This is a genomic window from Methylorubrum aminovorans, from assembly GCF_022179725.1.
GTDB classification, from domain to species: Bacteria; Pseudomonadota; Alphaproteobacteria; order Rhizobiales; family Beijerinckiaceae; genus Methylobacterium; species Methylobacterium aminovorans.
Genome location: NZ_BPRC01000025.1, coordinates 25,224 through 45,500 on the forward strand (window position 1 = coordinate 25,224; position 20,277 = coordinate 45,500).

The 20,277-nt window shown below is 68.8% G+C and carries 25 protein-coding genes; 3 read left to right on the plus strand and 22 right to left on the minus strand.

Annotated elements, in window-relative coordinates:
• Positions 1-10: 10 nt before the first annotated feature.
• The gene (locus MFF24_RS22615) at positions 11-3,898 is read right to left on the minus strand and encodes a host specificity factor TipJ family phage tail protein (protein ID WP_238228035.1); all 3,888 of its coding nucleotides are present in this window, start codon (positions 3,896-3,898) and stop codon (positions 11-13) included.
• A 20-nt stretch (positions 3,899-3,918) separates the two neighbouring features.
• Between MFF24_RS22615 and MFF24_RS22620 the strand changes: the two genes are divergently transcribed.
• Positions 3,919-4,254, plus strand: coding sequence for a hypothetical protein (locus MFF24_RS22620; RefSeq protein WP_238228037.1), 336 nt, complete (start codon positions 3,919-3,921; stop codon positions 4,252-4,254).
• On the opposite strand, the gene MFF24_RS22625 is transcribed toward MFF24_RS22620, so the two are convergent.
• Both MFF24_RS22625 and MFF24_RS22630 read right to left on the minus strand, forming a co-directional pair.
• Entirely contained in the window at positions 4,226-4,657 is a 432-nt protein-coding gene (locus tag MFF24_RS22625) for an NlpC/P60 family protein (protein ID WP_238228039.1), read from the minus strand. The genes MFF24_RS22620 and MFF24_RS22625 overlap by 29 nt on opposite strands.
• Entirely contained in the window at positions 4,657-4,866 is a 210-nt protein-coding gene (locus MFF24_RS22630) for a hypothetical protein (RefSeq protein WP_238228041.1), read from the minus strand. Before MFF24_RS22630 ends, MFF24_RS22625 begins: the two co-directional genes overlap by 1 nt.
• A 185-nt stretch (positions 4,867-5,051) precedes the next feature.
• Here MFF24_RS22630 and MFF24_RS22635 point away from each other — a divergent pair, with 185 nt between their 5' ends.
• Positions 5,052-5,522: a hypothetical protein gene (locus MFF24_RS22635; RefSeq protein ID WP_238228050.1), complete on the plus strand. Its 471-nt coding sequence runs from the start codon at positions 5,052-5,054 to the stop codon at positions 5,520-5,522.
• 177 nt (positions 5,523-5,699) lie between these two features.
• On the opposite strand, the gene MFF24_RS22640 is transcribed toward MFF24_RS22635, so the two are convergent.
• A complete protein-coding gene (locus MFF24_RS22640; protein ID WP_238228052.1) occupies positions 5,700-6,242 on the minus strand; it encodes a DUF1833 family protein in 543 nt (180 codons plus the stop codon).
• 134 nt (positions 6,243-6,376) lie between these two features.
• On the opposite strand from MFF24_RS22640, the gene MFF24_RS22645 reads away from it, so the two are divergent.
• Positions 6,377-6,634 carry a hypothetical protein gene (locus MFF24_RS22645; protein ID WP_238228054.1) on the plus strand — a complete coding sequence of 86 codons (258 nt, stop codon included), beginning with the start codon at positions 6,377-6,379 and terminating at the stop codon, positions 6,632-6,634.
• 4 nt (positions 6,635-6,638) lie between these two features.
• On the opposite strand, the gene MFF24_RS22650 is transcribed toward MFF24_RS22645, so the two are convergent.
• From MFF24_RS22650 to MFF24_RS22735, 18 genes are all read right to left on the minus strand, one after another.
• Positions 6,639-7,019 carry a hypothetical protein gene (locus MFF24_RS22650; protein WP_238228062.1) on the minus strand — a complete coding sequence of 127 codons (381 nt, stop codon included), beginning with the start codon at positions 7,017-7,019 and terminating at the stop codon, positions 6,639-6,641.
• A gap of 3 nt (positions 7,020-7,022) precedes the next feature.
• A complete protein-coding gene (locus MFF24_RS22655; protein WP_238228072.1) occupies positions 7,023-10,514 on the minus strand; it encodes a phage tail length tape measure family protein in 3,492 nt (1,163 codons plus the stop codon).
• Entirely contained in the window at positions 10,504-10,701 is a 198-nt protein-coding gene (locus MFF24_RS22660) for a DUF7697 family protein (protein ID WP_238228074.1), read from the minus strand. The genes MFF24_RS22655 and MFF24_RS22660 overlap by 11 nt, the downstream gene beginning before the upstream one ends.
• A gap of 53 nt (positions 10,702-10,754) precedes the next feature.
• Positions 10,755-11,174 carry a hypothetical protein gene (locus tag MFF24_RS22665; protein ID WP_238228076.1) on the minus strand — a complete coding sequence of 140 codons (420 nt, stop codon included), beginning with the start codon at positions 11,172-11,174 and terminating at the stop codon, positions 10,755-10,757.
• 12 nt (positions 11,175-11,186) lie between these two features.
• Positions 11,187-12,128, minus strand: coding sequence for a phage tail tube protein (locus MFF24_RS22670; protein ID WP_238228077.1), 942 nt, complete (start codon positions 12,126-12,128; stop codon positions 11,187-11,189).
• Positions 12,129-12,149: 21 nt separating this feature from the next.
• Complete coding sequence (locus MFF24_RS22675) at positions 12,150-12,584, minus strand: hypothetical protein (protein ID WP_238228079.1); 435 nt, start codon at positions 12,582-12,584, stop codon at positions 12,150-12,152.
• Between the two features lie 10 nt (positions 12,585-12,594).
• Positions 12,595-12,783, minus strand: coding sequence for a hypothetical protein (locus tag MFF24_RS22680; protein WP_238228174.1), 189 nt, complete (start codon positions 12,781-12,783; stop codon positions 12,595-12,597).
• Positions 12,784-12,944: 161 nt separating this feature from the next.
• Complete coding sequence (locus tag MFF24_RS22685; RefSeq protein WP_283214541.1) at positions 12,945-13,265, minus strand: hypothetical protein; 321 nt, start codon at positions 13,263-13,265, stop codon at positions 12,945-12,947.
• A 171-nt stretch (positions 13,266-13,436) separates the two neighbouring features.
• Positions 13,437-13,931, minus strand: a complete 495-nt coding sequence (locus MFF24_RS22690; protein ID WP_238228082.1) for a hypothetical protein — start codon at positions 13,929-13,931, stop codon at positions 13,437-13,439.
• A 15-nt stretch (positions 13,932-13,946) separates the two neighbouring features.
• Positions 13,947-14,612, minus strand: coding sequence for a DUF6441 family protein (locus MFF24_RS22695; protein ID WP_238228090.1), 666 nt, complete (start codon positions 14,610-14,612; stop codon positions 13,947-13,949).
• Positions 14,609-14,971 (minus strand): head-tail joining protein, encoded by a 363-nt coding sequence (locus MFF24_RS22700; RefSeq protein ID WP_238228099.1) that lies wholly within the window; start codon positions 14,969-14,971, stop codon positions 14,609-14,611. The genes MFF24_RS22695 and MFF24_RS22700 overlap by 4 nt, the downstream gene beginning before the upstream one ends.
• Positions 14,968-15,384, minus strand: a complete 417-nt coding sequence (locus MFF24_RS22705; RefSeq protein WP_238228101.1) for a Rho termination factor N-terminal domain-containing protein — start codon at positions 15,382-15,384, stop codon at positions 14,968-14,970. Before MFF24_RS22705 ends, MFF24_RS22700 begins: the two co-directional genes overlap by 4 nt.
• An 11-nt stretch (positions 15,385-15,395) precedes the next feature.
• On the minus strand, positions 15,396-16,451 hold the full coding sequence (locus MFF24_RS22710; RefSeq protein WP_238228103.1) for a major capsid protein: 1,056 nt from the start codon (positions 16,449-16,451) through the stop codon (positions 15,396-15,398).
• Positions 16,452-16,454: 3 nt separating this feature from the next.
• Positions 16,455-16,835: a head decoration protein gene (locus tag MFF24_RS22715; RefSeq protein WP_238228104.1), complete on the minus strand. Its 381-nt coding sequence runs from the start codon at positions 16,833-16,835 to the stop codon at positions 16,455-16,457.
• 2 nt (positions 16,836-16,837) lie between these two features.
• On the minus strand, positions 16,838-17,332 hold the full coding sequence (locus MFF24_RS22720; RefSeq protein ID WP_238228106.1) for a hypothetical protein: 495 nt from the start codon (positions 17,330-17,332) through the stop codon (positions 16,838-16,840).
• A gap of 169 nt (positions 17,333-17,501) precedes the next feature.
• On the minus strand, positions 17,502-18,401 hold the full coding sequence (locus MFF24_RS22725) for a S49 family peptidase (protein WP_238228108.1): 900 nt from the start codon (positions 18,399-18,401) through the stop codon (positions 17,502-17,504).
• A complete protein-coding gene (locus MFF24_RS22730) occupies positions 18,398-19,942 on the minus strand; it encodes a phage portal protein (protein ID WP_238228165.1) in 1,545 nt (514 codons plus the stop codon). The genes MFF24_RS22725 and MFF24_RS22730 overlap by 4 nt, the downstream gene beginning before the upstream one ends.
• A 77-nt stretch (positions 19,943-20,019) precedes the next feature.
• Entirely contained in the window at positions 20,020-20,277 is a 258-nt protein-coding gene (locus tag MFF24_RS22735; protein ID WP_238228117.1) for a phage head-tail joining protein, read from the minus strand.

Genomic DNA, 20,277 nt, shown 5'->3' on the forward strand with positions numbered 1-20,277 from the left:
AGTGTCTGTCCTATGCTTTCGGCTGGAAGCCAGCGAGGTGAAGCTCGTTGATCTGCACCTGCCCCGCACCTGGGGAGGTGTAGCTGTATTGGATGCGAACACTGCGCGTTCCGGCTGGAAGGTAGCGAATGCAGGATGCGCGGAAGTCGAAGGTGTTGTTGTTTGGCCCAACCGAAACGGACGTGTTCTGCTCGTTGAACTTGAAATATCCGGCGACAGCGCCATCCACGATCAACCGCATTCCCAGAAGGGATGTCCCGGCAGGGCCGGAAATGGTCAGCTTGCCGAACACCTCGATGTTGGCCGGGAAGTCTGGATTGCCGACGAGGTAAGTGAAGTTGAGGTTGCCATCGATCTGGTTGTTGACTGTGCCGGCGCCGGCGATCAGCGTGTAAGACCCGATGTCGATGCGCAGCGGTGTGGACGCTTGCTGCGAGAGCAGCCGCAGATACGGCACGCTCAGCGTCCCAGATCCTGCATCGAAAGAGAAGGCCGGCACGCCCGACACGCCCGGTGACGTGATGACGAACTTGTCGGCGTCGAACCGAACAAGGCTGCCGCCGCCTGGGAGCAGATCGAACGTCATCCCGGTGCCGCGCGTCTGGCCGCCCACCTCGGCTGCGAGCAGCATCTCGAACCGGGCCGTAACGCCTGCCACTCCAGAATTTGCTGACAGCGTCATGCGCCCGAACGCCGTGCCGCGGTCGGTCTGCGCCTGCACCGCCGTGATCTGCCCCGCCAGAGCGCCATCTGCGTTGATGCGCGCCGTCGTCTCGGTCGATAGGCCAGCCAGTGCGTTGTCCGCCTTTACGACAACGGCGTCGATCCGCTGTCCCAAGGCGCCGTCAGCGTTGATGCGAGCAGTCTGCTCCGAGGTGACGGCCGCGAGCGCGTCGCCAGCCTGGACGACAACGGCGTCGATCCGGGTGGCGAGGGCGCTGTCGGCGTTCGTGCGTGCGGTGATCTCGGACGTGACCGCCGCTGCGTTCGCATCGGTCTTGGCGACAACGCCGTCGATCCGAGTGGCGAGCGCGCCATCGGCGTTCACACGGACATTGCTCTCCGCGATGATCGCCGCCGCGTTGGTGGCGTCGTTGTCGAGGCTTTCCAGTGCTCGCGCCAGGGCGTTCTGGCCTGTCGCGAGGGCGTTCTCGATCCGCCCACGCACGTCCTGCGTCAGGCCGGTGTAGTCGATGGGCTCCATCACCACTGTGCCGGCGCCGATGACCAGCGAGGGGGCCGCAACATCGGCCACTGACCACGCGCCGCGCGGGCCGGCTGGCGTCACGCCGCGCACCCGCACCTTCATCTGGTCCGAGCCGCCGACGACCGCCTCGAACGTCGTCCGGTCGCCCTCGTACGCGCCGATCCACGACGCGCCGGCATCGTAGGAGACCTGTGCCTCGTAGCTGACCGCGTTCTTAGCCGGCTGCCATCCGGCGGTGAGGATGAGCGAGGCCTGCCGCTGGTTGATCTGCGCCATCAGCGCGGCGATCACCGGCAGGGCCGACGAGAACAGGTCGGGGATCTGGAGGAGCGGCGGCACGCCGTCCTCGGTGGTCGCGTAGACCTCGGCCGCATCCATCACGCCAGATAGATGGATGTGCTCGCCGTCCTGATCCGGGTCGCCGTCGGTGATGAGGACCGGGAAGCTGCGGGGCTGGCCGGGCGAGAACGCAAGCCACGCGGACTCCTGCGTGTCGGAGCGACTCACCGCGTCCGCCAGCGTCACGCCGCCCACCTCGGACACGCTGACGATGGCCTCGGCGTCGTTGGCACCGCGCGTCACCCGCACCGGGCCCCACGGGCTGCCGTCACGGCGGCGGATCTCGACGTAGTGGTTGCCGCTGGCGGCCCATTCCGGCGGGGGATCGAGCACGAGGCGCCGCGTGCCCGGGGTGAAGCTCAAAACCTCGCAGGACTGCCCCCAGGTCTCGGGCTCCTCGGTGGTGATCCGCACGAGGTCGCCACGCTTCAGGAGCCGCCCCTCCATGCGGGCGGTCCACGACACGGTGATGCGCCGGTACTGGCTCTCTGCCGCCATCATCCGGACCATGCCGGCGGCCTGCTTGCGGTTGACCACGCCTTCCAATTGGACGCGGGCCGGCTTCAGCAGGGTCACACCGTCGGGCGCGGACGAGACCTCAGCGAGCCGCCACGTGGTCTCGTCGAGGTACTCGCCCACCATGCCGTCGGCCCACGCCTCATCCGAGAGCGCGTAGTCGATCTCCAGCGTGTCGCGCACGATGTCGTTGTCGGTGAAGAGCATGCGCGGCAGCACGCGCGGCTCGTCGCGGGTGACCGTGAGCTTGTCGCCCACCGGCGCGGGGAAGGCACGGCCGGCCTTCAGCACCGTCTCGAGCACGTCGTCGAGGTTCTGCACCTCGGTGAAGCGGTGATCGAAGGTGTGGCCGAGCGCGTCCCAGAGCGCGGCGTGGCGCACGAAGCTCTGGAAATCCACGTCCGAGATGCTGAGACCCGCGGCGTAATCGCCATTGCGCCACCAATCGAGCGCGGCCCAGGCGATCGAGCGCGTCGGCTCCTCGACGAACTGCCCGTCACGCCAGACCGGCAGGATGCGGGTGCCGATGACGCGCAACTGCCCGCCCGAGACACCAGTGAGCTGCTTGGAGGCGACGCCCTTCACCGCCAGCGTCGTCACCCGCGGGAACGCCTGCGGCCCCTCGATGTGCGCGCGGGCGGCCGTCCACGTCACGTCGTCAGTGCCGCCGATCTTGGCGATGCCGCTGTCGTTGACGCTCGGGTTCGCCCGGCGCCCGCTGACCTCGTAGCGCCCGCTCTCGACCAGCCGCCGCACGGTCATGCGGATCTGGCTCGGCTTGGCCTGCTGATACTGGTCGTCGACGATCGTGGTCCAGCCGGTGATCGGCGCGCCGGCATTGTCGACCTTGCGGACGCGGATCTGCACGTGCGTCGTCGCCGCGAGCGTCCGGTCCTTGAAGGTGACGTAGGCGCCGCCCGGCCACACGAGGTCGAACAGCAGCTCTTTCGCCTGCGTGCCGGCCGCGTTGATGATGTAGCCGGGCGTCCAGTCCGTGGAGAGTTCGGCCCCACTCAGCTCGTCGGCCGTGACGACGTTGACCGGGTAGAGCGTGACCTGCTCGCCCGGCTCGACGATCTGGATCTTGATGCCGGGATAATCCGGGCTGTAGCCGGTCTGGTAGTGCCAAATGGGCGTGTCGCCGATGAGCACCTGCTCCACCCGCATCCGACCACACGTCAGCGCGTAGAGCGCATAGTCGGTCATCGCGTCGCCGGCATACTCGCTGTAAGTCGGCGCGGCGTAGTCGGGGGCGAAGCGCAGGCGGCCGTTCAGCACCGGGATCGGCTGCATCGGCCGGGCGGCGTTGCCCTGGAGTCCGAACGAATAGAGCGCGTCGGTGCTGTTGGTCTTGCCGCCGGATTTCGGGCTGAGGAAGTGGCTGATAGCGAGCGCGCCAGCGCCGACGATGGCAGCAGCAGCGAGCTTGCCGGCGAAGGTGAGGGTCGCCGCCGTCGTGCCCAGCGCGCTGAGACCAAGCCCAGCAACGGCATATGGCGCCAAGGCCGTGAGAGCGACCAGCGCCACCACGGACATGATGCTCTTGCCAGTCGAGCTGCCACTTGATCCGCCGCCGAGCGGCCGGCTGATGAACTCGACGTTGTCGTTGACCGCGAGCGCGCGCGTCTCCCACTCGGCGCGTGCGTAGAACTCGCCGTTGATCCGGCAGACCGTCGGCAGATCGAACCGCCACGCGACTCGCGCGAGGAAGGCGGCCACGGTCTCACCCATGACGGCCTCGGCCTCGCGCATGAGGAGCACGTGTGCGCCCGCCTCGCGAAGCGAAGCGTCCGCGGGGTCATAGACCTCGAGGTTCTGGCGGATGGCGATATACATGATGAGGCGCTGGGGGCCCTATGATTTCGCGTGTGGCGATGTGCGTGCTGGCGGCTGCGGCAATCGGAGGCTGCTCGGATCGCGGCGGGTACCAGAACATGCTGGCCAACGGCGGGGCGCTCTCGATCGAGCCCGCTTCCGCCTCTGGGTATGACTACACGGTGGCCATCAAGAGCGGCCGAGACATCGGCTTCAATCCGGACAACAAGGCAGAGCGGGACGCCATGACCCTGAGCTATGCCGCCAAGCAGTGCCCCGGCGGGCGGATCGTCAAAGAGGACGTGATCGACATGGGCTCCAACGCGATGGGCCCTGTGCGCCACTACTTCATGCGGATTGGCTGCCGGCCCGCCTGAAGCACCGGAGATAGTGGAAGCCGATCGCGCGCAGCGACGGCAGGTCGTCGGCCACCACGCCGTTGGCCTCGTCGATGTGCAGCACCACGCCGGCCGTTCCCGGCACGACGTAGGTGCCGAGGTGGAAGTCCCGCTTCGACACGTTCCCCATCAGCACGAGGTCGCCGTCGCGCGCCTCGTGCTCGGGGATCTCCCGCCAGTTCTGCCGCTCGGCATGGTTCAGCATCGCCTCGGCCTGCTGCCGAGTCGTCGCCGCGACGAAGGGCAGTTCCGGCATCGGAACGTCGTAGAGCGCCGCCTGAACGTGCCGGGCAAGGCCGTAGCAGTCGAAGCAATCCGGGCCCGTCGCACCGATCCGGTAGGGCCGGCCGATCAGGTCCGAGAGGAAGGCGATGCGGTCCATCAGCCGACGCGCGCGATCACGCTATTGATGCGGCGGGCCAACGCATTGTCCGCGCTCACTCTCAGCGTCATCGATCCCTCCGGCAGTGCCGGATGCTCGACCTGCAGGGATGGCACCGATAGCGTCCCGCTCTCGGCGTCGAAGCGGAAGGCCTGGTCCAGCCGACCGCGGACATCAGCGGCGAGCCCAGAGTAATCGATGGGCGGCATGGCCGGCGCGCTCGCAGCGGCCACAGCAGCAGGGGCGGCTACCGGCGCAAGGCCCAGCCACCGCAGAACGGATCGACGGTTCATGTGACATCTCGCTGTGAAGAGGCGGGCGGGCCGGGGAGCCTTGTGCGGCTCGCCCGGCCCGTTCACCATCGGAGGCGCCAACCAGTCCGACGGGGAACCGAATGCCTAATGCCCTGCCCATCCGGTTCATTAATGAGCAGGGAGTTGATACTGGCGACTGCCTTGACGGGGCGCCACTTATCCGAACGGCCTTTATGTACGACCCACTGTTCGGCCAGCCTCGGGATCCAAATTCTCCAGAGAGATGGGTGAGAGATTATACGCAGCTCGACGGGCTGGTTGACACGGGCGCCGCGATGTCAGTCGCCGATCGTGCTCTCATTGCTAAGCACGGCTGCCCACTCGTCGGAACAAAGCTGATAAGCACGATTACGGGGCCAGAAGAAGTATCGATGCACAAGTGCCATCTACTCTTTCCCGACATTGGCAGAATGATAGAAATAGAGGTTGCAGGTGCATCGCTACGGTCAAGTGTCAGGAATTTTGACCTGATCCTGGGCTGCACGTTCCTCGATCTGGGTGTCTTGATGATGGATTTCCCGGCTAGGCAATTCAGCTTCACGCTGTCCTGAGGGCAAGCGCCACAGGACGGACCATGGGCTGCCCATCTCCGGCCGATCCCCGCACGAGCGCGCTGTCATCTCGACAAGGACTCTGGCAGTCTCAACCATCGTCTCTCTCCTCACGCAGGGATCAGGTACGTCAGCCGCCAGCGCCGGGCCGCGGCGAGTTCGAGCGGCGGGTCGAGGCTATGCGCCGGCGGCCACCATCAGCGCCGGGAAGCGCTGGCTGTCATAGATCTCGCGCATCACCCGCAGCTTCGTCGGATCCGCCATGGTGAGCGTGCCGTCGAGGCGAGCGCGCTTGCGCTTCACGCTGCGCAGGAGGAGCCGGAAGGGTCCGTGCCCGACCGTGTCCGGATCGCTGGCAAGGTAGCCGCGGAAGATCACCACCACGCTCTCGTTCAGCTTCGTCGCCGGTTCGAGGTAGCGGGCCACCTCGCGGTTCACGTTGTCGATCCAGATCGGCGCCTCGACCCCGAGCTTGCCGATGCGTGGGTACTCGATGCCAAAGGGCACTGCCTTGAACAGCACGCGCTGGCCCGCGTTCAGCGGCGCGCCCTCGTCGAGGTGGAAGGTCACGTCCTCGGTGTTCATCACGGCCCGGATCGGTGATGGCTGGCCGTTCTCGATGAAGCTGGAGTGCAGCAGTTCGAGGGTGACGAGCATCCGCTGCGACACGTCCACGGTCGCGGCAGCCTCGGTCCAAGCCTGCGTAGACGCAATCGGCATCCAGTTTCGCCTCAAAGTCGTTAGAGGGTGTTTTGTCACCCGTGGCAGTGGTTTCGGGGTTTGAGATGGCACGGCCGATCGGACAGCACAGCAATCGCCGTAACTTCGAAGTGGCGGAGCGGAGCACGCACCACATGGCCCAGGTCCTAACCAACGTCATGGGGCAAATGTTGAACAACCTGCCCGCTGAACAGCGTCAGAAAGCTTTCTTCCTCATGGGATCAGCCGCCATTTGGTCTGCCGATCATGTGAAGGGTGATGATGCTGACCTTGCGCGGCCGATCATCCAACAAATGGCCCATGCGCACGTCAAGAATGCGCTGCAATCGATCGGAAAGAAGCTCGGCCTCGATCTGCCCGACGTCGAAGGGGACGGCTTGAAGCGGCACTAGCGCGTCAGAGGTTCCGAACGTCGAGCACGCAGGAGACGAGCGTACGGTCGAACCCGAGCTTGCGCTCGCTGATGCCGCCCGCGCCCTCGCGGATCATCACCGTGCGGTTCAGATAATCGCCCGCCGGCTCGCTCCAGATAGGCATGACGAACTCGGCAGCACCATCGCCGATGGTGTTGGCGACGAACGAGCGGAACACCGCCAGCTCGGCCGGGTCGAAGATCCAGCCGTAGCCGAGGCGCGAGATGCGCAACGTGTACTGCGGGCGCTGGCGGATCTTGCCCGACTGCATCGGCGAGGCCATCGGCGCCTGCCCGAGCGCTTGAACGGCATACGCCTGGCGAGCGACGAAGAAGGACAGGTTGGCGGGCCAAGAGGCGGGCATCGATCAACGCCCCACGCGCTTCAGGCCCCAGGCCCGTGACAGAGCATCCCGCACGTCCGGATCGCTCGCGATGGCACCCGCGATCGTCTTACCGATCACGATGGCGTCGCGCGGCCCACGGGGGCTCTGCACGCGCTGCGTCTGCGACGGCTGGCCAGTCGTGTTGATGATGATGGGCGCCTCGTTGCCGTTCGCGGCAGGCGCCGTCGCCCGCCGTGACTCGCTGGAAGCTGGCGAGGTGAACGCCTCCCGCTGCGGCCCTACGTAGCCGCCATCGGCGTAGCCGGGCCCGCCGCGGCGCAGTCCCTCAAGCACATGCACGCCGATCCGGTTGGTTGAGGCGGCATCGAACACGTACTCGCCCCGGTGCACAACGCCAGCCACGTCGTAGCGGGCACCATGGCCCGTAAAGCCGCCGACATCGAAGAGCCGAACGCCTCCCGTTGGCGAGTCTCCGCCCCCGCCGCCGAACAGGCCGGAGAGAAAGCCTCCACCACCCGAGCCTCCGCCCGCCGCGCTGAAGGCCGATGAGATCGCGCTGTCCATCACCTTGGCGATCAGCCGGTCGGCCGCATTGCCGAAGGCGTTCGACAGGGCTGTGGCCGCATCCCCGCCGCGGCGCAGATCGGTGACGAAGGAGGTGACGCCGTCCGAGAAGATGGCTTTGGTCTCGGACATCTCCAGCGTTTCGCGGGTCCGGCCGATGGAGGCGCGGGCCTCGGCAGAGGTCGTATCGCCGAACCGGGCACGTGCCACCGCATAGGCCTGCTGGTCGATGCGGTCGCGCCCCAGCTGCTCACGGGAGAACTCGTCGTCGCGGACGAACTGCACGAGGCGGGTCGCGCGCGACGCCTGCTCCGCAGAGAGGGCGAAGCCTTCCAGGCTCTTGCGCAGGGCCTCGCTCGGCGGGACACCGCGGGCGAGCATGTCTTGATAGAGGTCGGCCGCGCGGGTCGAGGCCTCCAGTTGCGCGCCGTTCCGGCCGTAGAGCTCGGTGTTGCGGCGGAGCGCATCCTGGCTGCGCTCGACAGCCTGGGTCTGGGCGTCGAGGTCGCGGGCCACGCCTAGCGACGAGGCGTCGCCGAGTTGCCCGGCCCGGCGCATGATGTCGACGCTGTAGCCCGGCCCGGTCCCGTAGCCGTTGAGCGCCTTGGTCAGGTCTCCGCCTGCCCACTGCTGGCGCAAGCTGAGGTAGGCCGCAGCGCCCATCACCGCCTGGTTCGGGTCCTTGCGGTCGAAGCCAGGGATCAGCTTGCGGATGTCTTCTTCGGCACCGACGGTGATCTGGCCGTAGCCCCATGCCGTCGAGGCGGGGTTGCCGAACCGATCCTTGATGTTCGTCGGCCCCGAGAGGCGGAAGCCGTTTTCTTTCTCGCCGATCGCCGCCAGGATCTCCGGCGGCACGGTCGGGAACCGCTGCGACGCCGCGAGCACCAACTGCTGGATCTCAGACGGCGCGCGGGCGAAGGCTCCGCCGCGCTGAACCTGCTCCAGCGTCTGCGAGCGCGTCAGATTGCTGAGTTCGATCTGGCGGGCCCGCTCAATCCCGGCGCGATCCGCCTCCTTCGCCTCCCGCAGCTGATCGTCGAAGGTCTTGTTGACCTCTGCTGCCGAGCGACCGAAGCCGGTAGCGCCGACTATGCGCGAATTGAACTCGGCGGTCCGGTTGAGCGCCGCGGTCGCGCGGCTGCCGAAGCGGTCCATGTCCTCGACGAGGTTGCGGACGACCGTACTGATATCGCTGAACCCGCGCTTGGCCTCCTCGACCTGCTCGGGACGCAAACCGAACCGCATCGGCTCGGTGATGGCCTTGCGCAGCAGGACGCCTTGATCCGTGAAGCGCTTCAACTCCTCCTGATCCGGCGAGAGCGACCGGAGCACAGCGCCGATCTGATACGAGCGCTGCGCGGCCTGCGCGCGCTCGGTCTGCTCCTGTCCGAGGCGCTGGCGCTCGAGCAGCCGATCGAGCTCGGCCTGAATAGCGGGGCGCTGCGCACCCACACCGAGCAGGCCGAGGATGCCGGTCTGCTGCTGCGGCCCCTCAGCCAGCACGCGCCGCAGATCCGCAATGCGCGTCTGCAGGTCGCCGCCGGTGGCGAACCGGTCCAGCGTCTGTCCGAGGCGATCCCACGCTGTACCGATGGTCTGCGTGACCAGGGCCCAGCCGCGGGTTTCCTCCGCCACGCCGCGGGTGCTAGCCCGGACGGCGTCCAGCAGCGCCCGCTGAGCGCCGAGCCGATTGCCCTGCGCGTCGAGCCGACGGATGTTTTCCGCCTGCGCCTCGTTCAGGATGCCGTAGCGCTGGCCGAGGTCGTCGACACCCTTCGACACATCGCCGAGCGAGGCCGCGAGTTGCGCCGCCCCCTCGGTCGCATCGACGCCGAGGAAGCGGGAAAAATCCCGCGTGGCGCCGACCGCATCCCCCATGATTTCCGGGCCGACGCGACCGCTGCCGGCGTAGACCGTTGCGATCTCGCGCGCGCCGCGGCGGCTGAAGTTGCCGGCCCGCACCTGCGCGTCTGCGAGGTCATTGATCTGGCTGAGGGTGACGCCCGAGGTGCGGCCCACGCCGGCAAGTGCCTTCTCCGTCTCCTGCTGCGAGCTGCGATAGGAGACAGCAGCCGCGATGCCGGCGACGACAGCCGCCGTGACGCCGCCGATCGCGCCGCCGACGAGGCCAATGCGGCTGACGAACCCGGCCACAGCCTCACCCGCCTGTCCGAAGGCGCCCTTGACGCTCGCGCCGCCGGGGCCGGCGAACACCTGCGCGATCTGCGGTCCCTGCTGCAGGGCAATCATGCTGAGCGGCGAGCCGGAGCCGAGCTGAGCGACGACGTCGCCGCCCTGGTAGGTCAAATTGGTGATCTCGTCGGGGCGCAGGCGGCGGTTCTGGTTGGCCGCTTCTGGCACGTTGCCGAGCGAGCCCAGGCGCCGGCTGGCCTCAATGTTGGCGAGGGCGGCAGCGCCGGCACTGCCGAGATCGCGCCAGCCCGACACCGTGTTGCGAACGATTGTGGTCCGGGCCTCGGCGGTCCGCCGCAGTGCGTCCGTCTCGGCGCGGTAGGCCTCTTCGAAGGCTGCCGCGGAGGCGCGAGCGGCACCGACCTGCGCGTCGCGAACGCCGAGCAGCGTGTTGACGTTGGCCTGCGCCGAACGCGCTGCCTGCTCCTGCCGCGCAGCCCGGATTTGATCCTGACGCGCAAGCTCGGCCTCGAAGACGGACGCCGAGTCGCGCGCCGAACCGACCGCGCCGGCACCGACGCCGAGCAGGGCGTTGACGTTCGCCTGCGCTCGCGCCTGGGCCTCCGCCTCGCGTGCGGCCTGGGCGAGGCGCTGCCATTTGGCCGTCTGCCGGTCGGTGGCTGCGGCAGCCTGGTCGGCTGCCGCGCCCACCTTCTGGAAGGCGGCCTGCCCGGCGCTGCCAGCGTCGTCGAGGACGCGCTTCAGTTCGGCGCCGCCCTCGACGCCGAGGCGGATCGCGATGCTAGTCGCCATCGTCAGCGTTCTCCCGGTAGGCCTTCACGATGATGGGCTCGACCGATGGCAGAGCATCGGCAAGCAGGGCGGTCTCGGCGCCCATCGCATCCGCCATCATGAGGATCGCCCCGAAATCCAGGGCGTAGGGGCCGGCGAAGGCGGCCCGGACCTGCCCGCCGCAGCGGCGGATGACCGCCCAAGCCACGGTGCCTTCGTCCGTCTCCGTCGCATGGACGGCGTAGGGGCACTCAGGGCAGGCTACGCTGCAGGCCTCGCAGTATTCGGATCCTCCGCCGAAGTGCCATCGGGCGAGTTCGAGGATCCGTTTTTTTCCTCGTCCCGCCGCAAGGCCGGGGTGACGTAGAGGGCATCGAGCGCGTCGTAGGCGGGCCAGTGGTCGAGCAGCGCGTTGATGGTCTCGGCGGTGACCGGCGCGGGCTCGCCGTCGGCGGTGCCAACGCCCTCCCACTCCACGATGCCGCGTCGGGCCAGTTCGTGCACCAGCGCCATGCCGGCGCGAGTGGCGACGTCGGTCTGATCCTCGTCACGATAGACCCTGCCGACTGCCTCGCGGGCGACGAGCATGGACGCGACGGTGATCGGCCGAACACGCACGCGCACGCCGGGGATCAGATCGAGCCAGAACGGCTCCTGCGAGGCAGTGGAGAGCTTCAGCATCGGTTGGCCGCCTCAGTAGGTGGTGACGTTGTTGCGCAGGGTGGCGATGACGGTCTTGCCGGACACGCTGTCCTTGGCCGCCTGCCAGTTGAAGGTGGCCTGCACGCCGTTTGGGCCGGTCACTGGGGTCTTGGCGCGCGGCAGGTAGACGGCCGGCACCTCAAACACGAGCGAGCGACCCGCATCGGTGACCCAGCCGAAGGTGAGCGCGACCGGCTCGCCGGCGGTCGCCTGGTCGAGCAGGGTTGTGTCGCGGAAGCGGGTCGTGATGGAGCCCGACATCATCACCATGCCGGGGTCGGCGTCCTCGATCCGACCGTCCGGGCGGATGGTTTCGACCTTCTCCAGCCCGTTCGAGTAGGTGAAGTCAGCCGCGGTGACGGAGGCCAGCGCCACACCCGCGCGGGTGACAGCACCCTGGAACGGCGAGAACCGCTCGATCGATGCCTCGGCCGGCGTGCCGGCGCCAGAGTTGGCGAGCTTGTTCTCGCCCTGCGCGATCAGGCCGAGCGTCGCGGTCAGCAGACCCGAGCGCTGCATCTGCACCCGAAGCGTGTTGCCACGGACGCCGAAGTTCTGGCCGTAGCTCGGCACCTCCGGCAGGCCGACCTCGACCGTCATGGACGGCAGGTTGGTGGCGCCCGAGGAGAAGACATGCTGCTGCCCGTCGGTGATGGCGGTGGTGACCGGCTGCCCCATGAACAGCTTCAGCCAGTTGCCGAAGTTGCGCAGGTCGATCGGCACGACCACGTCACCATCATTATTGATGACGTCGCGCGAGGGCGGCAGCGCCTCGCGGCCGTAGCCGAGGAGATCGGAGGCGATCAGTCCCTGCTCCTCGCCGAGGTTCGACGAGACGAAGGGCAGCTTCCGGTATCCGGTGCTGGGCGGGGTGCCGTAGGTGGTCTCGAAGGCAGCCGCCATGATGGCGTTCGCGCCGCGGGCTCTAGCCATAGGTCTCTCCTGGGGCCGGTGTCAGTTCAGGGGATCGGTGGTGCCGTAGACGGCGGTGATGCCGACGACGGCGAGGCGGGAGACCTTGGCGCCCTCGGCGGTCAGGGGCTCGGTGGCGGCGGCGCTGACCTGCAGGTAGTCGCAGAGGCCGCCGAGGGTCCTGTCGGCCGCGACGGCGGTGCCGATCGCCTGCAGCATGGCGTCGAGGCGGGCCTCGGCGGTCTTGGTGCCATAGGCGTTCGCGGCGACCTCGACCGGCAGCTCGTGCTCGTAGATCCACGTCGTCGGGTTCAGCGTCACCTCGGGCTCGCCCGGGTCGCCGTCATCGACATTGACGTAGCCGTTGGCCTCGATGGCCCGCTGCTTGACCTCATTGCGATAGTGGGTGGCCTTCGGGAGCGCCGCTTTTACCAGGGCTGCCACAGCCTCGATCACCTGCTCGCGCTTACTCGGCATGGGCGCTCGCTCAGTTGCAGATGACGCGGACGGTGACGGGAATGGTCGCCATCGTGAGGTTCGGCGTCGCGGTCTCGAACGGGCCTGACGAGAGCGCCAACGTTCCGCGCGAGCGCTTCGCCAGCACGGTCGCGCCCGAAAGGGTCTGCGAGGTGACGCCGCCGATGATGATGGTGTCGCCGATCCAGCCCGGGATCACATCGACATCGGCTGGGGTCGAGCAGGCCGGCCAGGAATAGGTGACGACGCCCTGTGCGTTCGCGTTCGCCGTGTAGCGCTCTACGCGCTTCGGGGCGCCAGCGGGTCCTGCAGCGCCCTGCGCCCCGGTCGGGCCTGCGGCACCTATGTCGCCCCTCGGCCCTATTGCCCCCGACGCACCCGTTGCGCCGATGGGCCCGGTGGGTCCAGCTTCTCCTCGCGGTCCGGCAGGGCCGTTAGCTCCGGTGGCGCCAGCGGGTCCCCGAGCGCCGTCAGCGCCCGCATCACCCTTCGGACCTTGAAGTCCCTGAGGACCCGCCGGACCAGCCACGCCGTTCGTGCCAGCAGGGCCGGTAGGACCGACAGGTCCTGCCGGGCCCGTAGGTCCCGTCGATCCTCGTAATCCGCGATCGCCAGTCGCACCAACCGGCCCCTCAGGGCCGCGATCTCCTGGCTGCCCTTGCTGTCCGGCCGGTCCAACATCGCCCTGCGGCCCCTCCGGTCCCTGAGGACCAACCGGGCCAACCGGGCCGGGTTCACCCTGCGGACCGGACGGCCCTTGCATGGTCCGCATGCCGTAGCCGACAGGGCGCGCCTCAACGACGACGGGAGCCGCGAGCGCAAGACAGAGCGCGAGGCGAAGGAGCGCGCGCATCAGCCGCCTCCCATGCCGTAGTGCATCTCGGGGGTGCAGTCGCCGTCTGGCGCCGCCGTCGTCTTGGCGATGATGAAGTCGGGCTTGCTCGTGCCCATCGTGACGTCGGTGCCGGCGAGGTAGAGCACGCCGTTGTCGTCGGTCAGCACTTCGTCGGCCGTCTTCGCGCCGAGCAGGCGGATGTTGACGTTGCAGGGCACCACCACCCGGTAGGTCGTGGCGTCGGCCGGGCGGCTGATCGGAAACACCTTCGGGGTCGTACTGAGCGCTTTCAGCCGGATCGGCGTCGAATGCAGCCGCCGAAACGGCATCGTGGTGACGACGATGCCGGACGGGTCGGGAAACGCGACGATCCGCCCATCGGGGCCGTAGACGGCGACGGGCTGCGTGCCGGAGCCCGACGGCACGCCCGGCGCGACGCTGGGCGGCGTCTCGGCCGAGACGGCAGAGAGGCTTAGGACGAGAGCAAGGACGGCGGACACAAGGCGCAGCATCGCGGCTCCCCCTGTCTAGGCTTCCCAGTTGGCAGCGATGGCGCCGGGCACGCGGTCGGCCCAGCGCTTGGCGGTCGTGGCGATGTCCAGCCGCTTGCGCAGCTTCACCTGCTTCACGAGCACGAAGATCACGACGAAGGAGCGGCCCTTGTCGGGCCCGGCCTCCTTGATCGCGCGGAAGGACTTGCGGCCCTGGTAGCGCGCCGCCTGCCGCCGGTAGAAGGCATCGGCCACAAGCACGCCGCCCGACTTGCTCGGGACGAACCGCAGCTTCACGCCGGTCTCGCGCTCCCAGGAAGCGGGCGACAGCGTGTTGCCGGTCGAGCCCTTGGAGCGGCGCCGGGAGATCTGGCGCACGCCCGCATCCGGGGTCGGGATCGCGAGGTACTTGCGCCCCTGCGCGGTGATGGTGACGCCGCGGTCGAAGGCGTCGATGAGCTTCGGGGCGTTGCTCGAGACGTAGGCCGCCGCCTCCGCGCTCTCGCCCGTCCGCGGGAATGTTTGGCCGCGCCAGGTATTGGCGAGGCGTTGGCCGAGGCCGGACTCGCGCACGTCGCTGCGCAGATCCTCCTTCAGGCCCTCGGTGATCTCGCGCATGCCGGCGGTGACCGAGCGCGCGATCTGCTTTTCCGTGCCCTGCAGCGCCGCCCGCGGGTCGGCGACGGTGGCGCTGAACCTCACGGCTCCTCGTCCTCGGGCTCGTCCGGCAGCACGGGCGCCACCTCGCAGGTGCGCACCAGCCGTCGAGCGTCGATCCGGGCCAGACCGATGACCTGCACCGTCTCGGTGACCGCGTTATCCTCGTCCAGCAGGTCGATCTGATCGCCCTCGGCCGGCTCCGCCACTTCGGACAGGCGCACGTCGATCAGCATGGCGTCGAGGTCGAACTGGTTGCCGGCCGCGCCGATGATTGCCTCGGGCGAGCGCCGACGGATGCGCACGGGCAGGCCGGTCTCGGCACTGCCCGCGCGCCAGATCGCATCCAGCCCGAGGTTCGGATCCTCGAACTGGGCGTCGACCATGATGGTGAAGGCGTTCACGCCTTGCGCAGCGCCTCGATCAGGTCGGCCTTCGTCCTGGCCGCCGAGACATCGAGGCCTCGCTCCTTGGCGAGCGCTTCCAGTTCGGGCTTGGTCTTGGCGTCGAGGTCGTCGCCCTGCTCGCCCTCGCTCGGCTTCTCCGAGCCCGAGCCGGCCTCATCCGCCACCTCGTGCGTTCCGGCCCGGAGCGCGGCCTGCGCCTCGTCCCAACCCATGCTGACGGGCTCGCCGTTCTTCTTACCCTTCTCGCGCAGTCGCATGGCGCTGCTCCTCGCTTGCTTGGCCCGGCGGGCCAGATGGATCGGGTCGGCCGCATCCTCGGCCGGGTAGGGGTCGACCTCGTCGATCACGAGCAGCCGGACCCGCCCGGTGACAGGCGAGTTGGCGGCGGTGAGGGACAGACGAGGTCGCATCGGTGCCTCGATCAGTTCGAGGTGGTGCCGCGCACCAGCAGGCCCGGCCGCTTCACCAGCGGGAGCGGGTTCGACTCGGTGTGGATGTCCATGCCCTTGCCGAACTTCTTCGGCTCGAGCGGGGCCACGAACACCTCGGCGTTGCCGATGTCGGGCGCCTGGTTGACGGCCGACCAGAAGTCGGGCGGCGACCAGTAGTTCACGAAGGTGTCCGAGGTGCCGAGCGGGATGAACCGCACGTCGCCGGCCGGAATGAAGCGCTCCGGCGCGGTGCGGGTGCCGTCCTCCTGCAGGTAGGAGGCGGCGCCGCGATATTCCTCGAAGGTGATGCCGCCGAAGGTGAAGCCCTTGCGGACGTCCTCGCGCAGGATCTGCGGCCCCGACTGGTAGTACTTGAACGCCTCCTTCACGTTGGCGTGGGAGGTGAACTTGGCGAACCACTCGGGCGAGCAGAGCGCGTGCACGCCGGTCATGGTCTCGCCGAGGAGGCTGTCCTCCATGTACCCGGACACCTCCTGGCACTTGCCGAGCACGTTGGTGCCGGCGGTGCCGAGCGCGAAGTCGACCACCTTCTCGGTCACGCCGAACTCGGTGAAGTAGTTCACCAGCACCGAGCCGTCGTAGTCGCGCACCACGCCCTTGAGCGCCCCCATGCGGAGGTTTTCCAGGGTGATGGCGTGCTTGCGCCGCATGGTGATCAGCTTGCGGTTCACGAAGCCGAGCACCGTCTCCAGGCCGGCCGAACCCTGCGGGGTCAGCGCCAGCATGTTCTGGACGTCGGTCGCAAGCACGCTGTCCTCGTGCGGGATGTGCGGCACGACGAAGCCCTTCGGCCGCTGGCGGCCGCGGGTGCCGAGCGAGGCAGGACCGCCGCGCGGACGGGTCGGCAGCAGGTTGAGCACACCGTCTTCGATGATGACGGTGACGGTCGTGGTCGCGATGGGCTCGGGACGGAAGATGCCGAGCTCGTTGATGCGGCCGTAGCTGTTGGGCACCATGGTAATGGTGCCGGTGAGCGAGGAGGCGCTGAAGGCCTCCTGGTTAAAGATGTCGATGATTTCGGGCATCGATCAGGCTCCCTGACGGACGATGATGCCCGCTGCGGCGAGCTGGCCGTTGGCCGCCGCGCGCTTCGTCGCATCGTTGATGGAGGCCCCGTAGGTGAGGCCGGCGTGGCTCACGGTGGCGCGCCGCGAGATGACGACCGCCTTCGCGTCGGCGCTGGTGGCGTCGACCGCGAAGGCGAGGATGGCGGCGGCCGTCTGCGAGCCGTCGGATCCGGTGGCCGCGGCGGGCACGTACTTGCCGGAGGCGGTGACCTTCGCGAGCACGGTGCCGGACACGAGTTTGCCCGAGCCGGTGGCAATGATCGCGGTGTCGCGCGAGGCGTAAGCGTCCTCCTCGAACTTGAGCCAGTCCGAGGCGACGATGGCGGTTTCGAGCAGAGCCATGGTCAGGCGTCCTTCTTGAGGTTGGCCCGCGCGAGCTCACGCTCCATGCTGGCCTTGGCTGCGGTGGCGCCGGCGTTGCCGACGGCGGCGGGCGGGTGGGACGCGATCGCGGTCTGCTCCTCGGCGGCCACGAGCTTGTCGAAGAGCGCCGTGCGGATGTCCTCGACGCCCTTACCCTCGGCGAGCATGGTGGCGGCCAGATCCTCGGGGATGCTCGGGTCCTTGCGTCGGGCAAGCGCGACGAGGTTCTTGGCCTCGCCCGCCGCCGCGATGCGCTTCTTGGCGTCCTCGACGCCGACGCCCTCGGCGAGCAGCGTGGCGGCCATGTTCGGCACGCCGCCGGTGGCGCACAGGCGCGCGATCTCGGCTGCGTCGGCGCGGGTGACGGTGGTGCTCGCCTCGACGGTCTGCTTGCCCTCGGCGGCGGAGATCTCGCCGTCGAGGCGCGTCACCTCACCGGCCGCAGCCTCGAAGTCACGAAATTCGTCGTCCGTCATAGACCGGCCGCGCGCGGCGGCAGCAATTTCGGACATGCGGGTGGATGCCTTCGCGCGATCGCGACGAAGGCCAGCGAGATCGCCAGGCATGACGTCTTCCTTCGGGTTGGTGGACAAGGCGCTGGTGCGCCAGGATCCCGGCTCGTCGGCCGTGGATGCTTTCGCGGGGTCAGCCCCGCGCGGCCCGCGCTCGGCGCTCGGTCGAGGCGGTGCGGGCCAGTTCTGAAAGGCTGCGCTCGTAGGTTTGGACGCGGTCGGCCATGCCGGCAGCCACCGCGGCGGCGCCAATCTTCATGCCGCCCGCGCCGAAGTCGCTCTTCACCTTGGCGACCGTGGTGCCGCGGCCACGGGCCACGTCGGCGATGAACTGCGCCTCGATGCCGTCGAGGATGGCTCGGATCTCGGCCGCACCGTCATCGCTCTGCGGATCGGGCCGCTTGTTCGGGGCGCTCGACGAGACGATCTCGATGCTGAGGCTGCCGGAGGCGTCGGGCTCGACCTGCTTCGAGATCGCGGCAACAACGCCGATCGATCCCACCATGCCGGTTTTCTCGACCACCAGCTCGGAGGCGGCGGTCGCGAGCCAGTAGGCAGCCGAAGCGGCGGCACCCGAGACGTGGGCGAGTACGCGCTTGCGGCCCCGCATGGCGTAAATCTGATCGGCCAGCGCGTTCATGCCGGTAGGCGAACCGCCAGGCGAGTCCACCAGCAGCATGATGGCGCCGACGTCTGGGTTGGCCTGGGCGAGCCGCAAGTCATTCGCCACCATCGTCGCCGACACGCTGCCGGACATCTCCGTCATCAGGTTGGCGCGGGGGAAGATCGGGCCGGTGATCGGCACAATGGCGACGCCGTCGGCGGTGGTGACGGCATAGCGTGCACCATCGAGACGCCGGACGGGGCCGCCGACGGTCGCTTGCAGATCCTGACGGACCCACGCCTCGCCCTCGGCCGCCCGCCGCTCCGCGCGCTCGATCCGGTCGATCGTGGCGAGGCTGGCGAGGTGGTGGAGGTAGTCGGGCCGGATCGCCCAGGGCTCGGCCGTGAGGGCGTGCAGGGCGCGCGTCATGGTTGCTCCTCGGTGGGGGCGCCGAGCGGGCCGTCCTCGGGGGGCTCGGCGGCGGCCGGCGCTTCGACAGCGCTGCGTCCGTCGCTGGTGTAGGCAAGGCCCAACTCGTCGGCCCGGGCGTTGTCGGCCGCGTTCTCGGCGTCGATCTCCTCGGCGTCGTAGCCGCCCTCGGCGACCTTCCGGCTGCGCGAGGACAGGCCCGCCTGGATCTCCTTCGTCTTGCTCTCGACGTCCTGCACGGGGTGGATGTACGGCCACGCCTGCGGGATCCAGTTCACCGCGTAGACATCCTCGCGGCGCATGCCCTCGGGCAGCTTCAGCGCCCCGGAAAGCAGGGCGAGGTCGACCCAGCGGCGCCAGACAGGCCGGCACAGCTGATAGACGACGAGGTGATGCTGCCACATCTCCACCGAGCGCCGGAACGAGTTCAGCGCTGCGCGCAGGGTCCGGTCGTTCAGCTGACCGTAGTCGCCGCTCAGCTCCTCGTAGAGCAGGCCCGCGGCCACCGCGACGCCGCGGAGCGCGGTGCGCAGGTAGGCGTCGAAGTTCGGCCCGCTGTCCGGCGGCTCGGCGAAGGTGACATCCTCGTTGTCGGCCAGCACCTGCAGGGTGCCGGGCTCAAGATCCAGCGGCGCCGCGCCGTCGTCATCCGGGGCATCGGTCCCGAGCGGTCCGCCGCCGATCGCGCCGTCAGCCCCGTCTTCGAGGACGCGCTTGATGAAGCCGACGAAGCGGGCAGCGTTCTTCTTCCGGACCAGTTCGGCGTCGAGATAGCCGTCGAGGTCGTAGAGGGTGCGCAGCGCCCGGGCGAGCCAGGGTTCCCCGCGGTCCTGTCCGGGCCGCATCGCCCGATAGAGGTGGCAGACGTCCGCCGCCGGGACGAGCGTCGTGTCGAAGCTGTCCGCGTTGAAAGCGCCGTCGCCGGGGTGCTCCCGGTAGAGGTGATACCCAGTGCGCCGGCCGATCGCGTCGTACTGGATGCCCTGCCGGATCCGGTTCGTGGGATCGGTCTTGAGATGGGGGCAGTGGTCGCCCTCGATCGCTTGAAGCTGGAGCGGCACCGTCAGGCCGTCGGAGGCGCGCCGGGTGCGCAGGCGGACGAAGGTCTCGCCACCCTCGATCATGCCGCGGACGGCAATGGCCTGCAGGCCGTAGAAATCGTGGGCGCCGACCGAGTCCGCCTCGTCGGTCCAGGCAAGGAACAGGCGCTGGATCTCGGCTCGGAACGCCGCGTCCTCCTTCTTGATCCGCTTCGCCTCTTCGGGGGACAGGCCGTCGGTCGGGCGCTTGGCGATGGAGCGCGGGGTGATGCCGGTGCCGATGATGTTCGAGACGAGCTTGTCGACCGCCGCGCCGGCATAGGGGTTCTTGCGGGCCTGATCGCGCGACTTCCGGCGCAGCTCGTCGAGCGCGTAGGTGATGGCGGCGTTCGGCCCCCAGCTGCCGACACGCCACGAGCGCGAGCGGCGCCCGACACCGCCGGCGATGTCGTAGGGGCCGGCCTCCGCTAGGGCGCCGCTGCCCTCGCCCGACAGGCCCATCGCGAGCGGAACCGGGGCGCTGCTGCCCTTCAGGGTGACGCTGACATCGCGGTAGCCCGTGCCGTAGCCGCTCACGCCTACCACCCGCTGCGGCCCGTCATCACGACCTGCCGCGTGCGGCGGCGGGGGATGCCACCGCCTACCTGCGCGTCGAGGGCGTTGATCTGCTGATTGAGGTCGCCGAGTGCGAGGCGCATCTCGGCATAGCTCCGGTACGTCACGCGGCCGGTGCCGTCGGCGCCCTCGACCGTGAGGATGCCGGAGGCCATGGCGTCGCGAAGCTTCGAGGCTTGGGTGCGCAGCCGCGCGAGATCGCGGGCAGGATCGTCCGCCAT

Excerpts from the sequence above, each read along its gene's own strand:
- MFF24_RS22730 (WP_238228165.1), bottom strand. The coding sequence starts at position 19,942 with ATGGGCCTGTCGGGCGAGGGCAGCGGCGCCCTAGCGGAGGCCGGCCCC.
- MFF24_RS22640 (WP_238228052.1), bottom strand. The coding sequence starts at position 6,242 with ATGCCGATTGCGTCTACGCAGGCTTGGACCGAGGCTGCCGCGACCGTG.
- MFF24_RS22690 (WP_238228082.1), bottom strand. The coding sequence starts at position 13,931 with ATGCTGCGCCTTGTGTCCGCCGTCCTTGCTCTCGTCCTAAGCCTCTCT.
- MFF24_RS22620 (WP_238228037.1), top strand. The coding sequence starts at position 3,919 with ATGATTTCGCGTGTGGCGATGTGCGTGCTGGCGGCTGCGGCAATCGGA.
- MFF24_RS22735 (WP_238228117.1), bottom strand. The coding sequence starts at position 20,277 with ATGGCGGACGATCCTGCCCGCGATCTCGCGCGGCTGCGCACCCAAGCC.
- MFF24_RS22670 (WP_238228077.1), bottom strand. The coding sequence starts at position 12,128 with ATGGCTAGAGCCCGCGGCGCGAACGCCATCATGGCGGCTGCCTTCGAG.
- MFF24_RS22705 (WP_238228101.1), bottom strand. The coding sequence starts at position 15,384 with ATGCGACCTCGTCTGTCCCTCACCGCCGCCAACTCGCCTGTCACCGGG.
- MFF24_RS22720 (WP_238228106.1), bottom strand. The coding sequence starts at position 17,332 with ATGACGGACGACGAATTTCGTGACTTCGAGGCTGCGGCCGGTGAGGTG.
- MFF24_RS22715 (WP_238228104.1), bottom strand. The coding sequence starts at position 16,835 with ATGGCTCTGCTCGAAACCGCCATCGTCGCCTCGGACTGGCTCAAGTTC.
- MFF24_RS22685 (WP_283214541.1), bottom strand. The coding sequence starts at position 13,265 with ATGTTGGACCGGCCGGACAGCAAGGGCAGCCAGGAGATCGCGGCCCTG.
- MFF24_RS22645 (WP_238228054.1), top strand. The coding sequence starts at position 6,377 with ATGGCCCAGGTCCTAACCAACGTCATGGGGCAAATGTTGAACAACCTG.
- MFF24_RS22725 (WP_238228108.1), bottom strand. The coding sequence starts at position 18,401 with ATGACGCGCGCCCTGCACGCCCTCACGGCCGAGCCCTGGGCGATCCGG.
- MFF24_RS22630 (WP_238228041.1), bottom strand. The coding sequence starts at position 4,866 with ATGCCGCCCATCGATTACTCTGGGCTCGCCGCTGATGTCCGCGGTCGG.
- MFF24_RS22710 (WP_238228103.1), bottom strand. The coding sequence starts at position 16,451 with ATGCCCGAAATCATCGACATCTTTAACCAGGAGGCCTTCAGCGCCTCC.
- MFF24_RS22615 (WP_238228035.1), bottom strand. The coding sequence starts at position 3,898 with ATGTATATCGCCATCCGCCAGAACCTCGAGGTCTATGACCCCGCGGAC.
- MFF24_RS22655 (WP_238228072.1), bottom strand. The coding sequence starts at position 10,514 with ATGGCGACTAGCATCGCGATCCGCCTCGGCGTCGAGGGCGGCGCCGAA.
- MFF24_RS22625 (WP_238228039.1), bottom strand. The coding sequence starts at position 4,657 with ATGGACCGCATCGCCTTCCTCTCGGACCTGATCGGCCGGCCCTACCGG.
- MFF24_RS22650 (WP_238228062.1), bottom strand. The coding sequence starts at position 7,019 with ATGCCCGCCTCTTGGCCCGCCAACCTGTCCTTCTTCGTCGCTCGCCAG.
- MFF24_RS22665 (WP_238228076.1), bottom strand. The coding sequence starts at position 11,174 with ATGCTGAAGCTCTCCACTGCCTCGCAGGAGCCGTTCTGGCTCGATCTG.
- MFF24_RS22635 (WP_238228050.1), top strand. The coding sequence starts at position 5,052 with ATGCCTAATGCCCTGCCCATCCGGTTCATTAATGAGCAGGGAGTTGAT.
- MFF24_RS22675 (WP_238228079.1), bottom strand. The coding sequence starts at position 12,584 with ATGCCGAGTAAGCGCGAGCAGGTGATCGAGGCTGTGGCAGCCCTGGTA.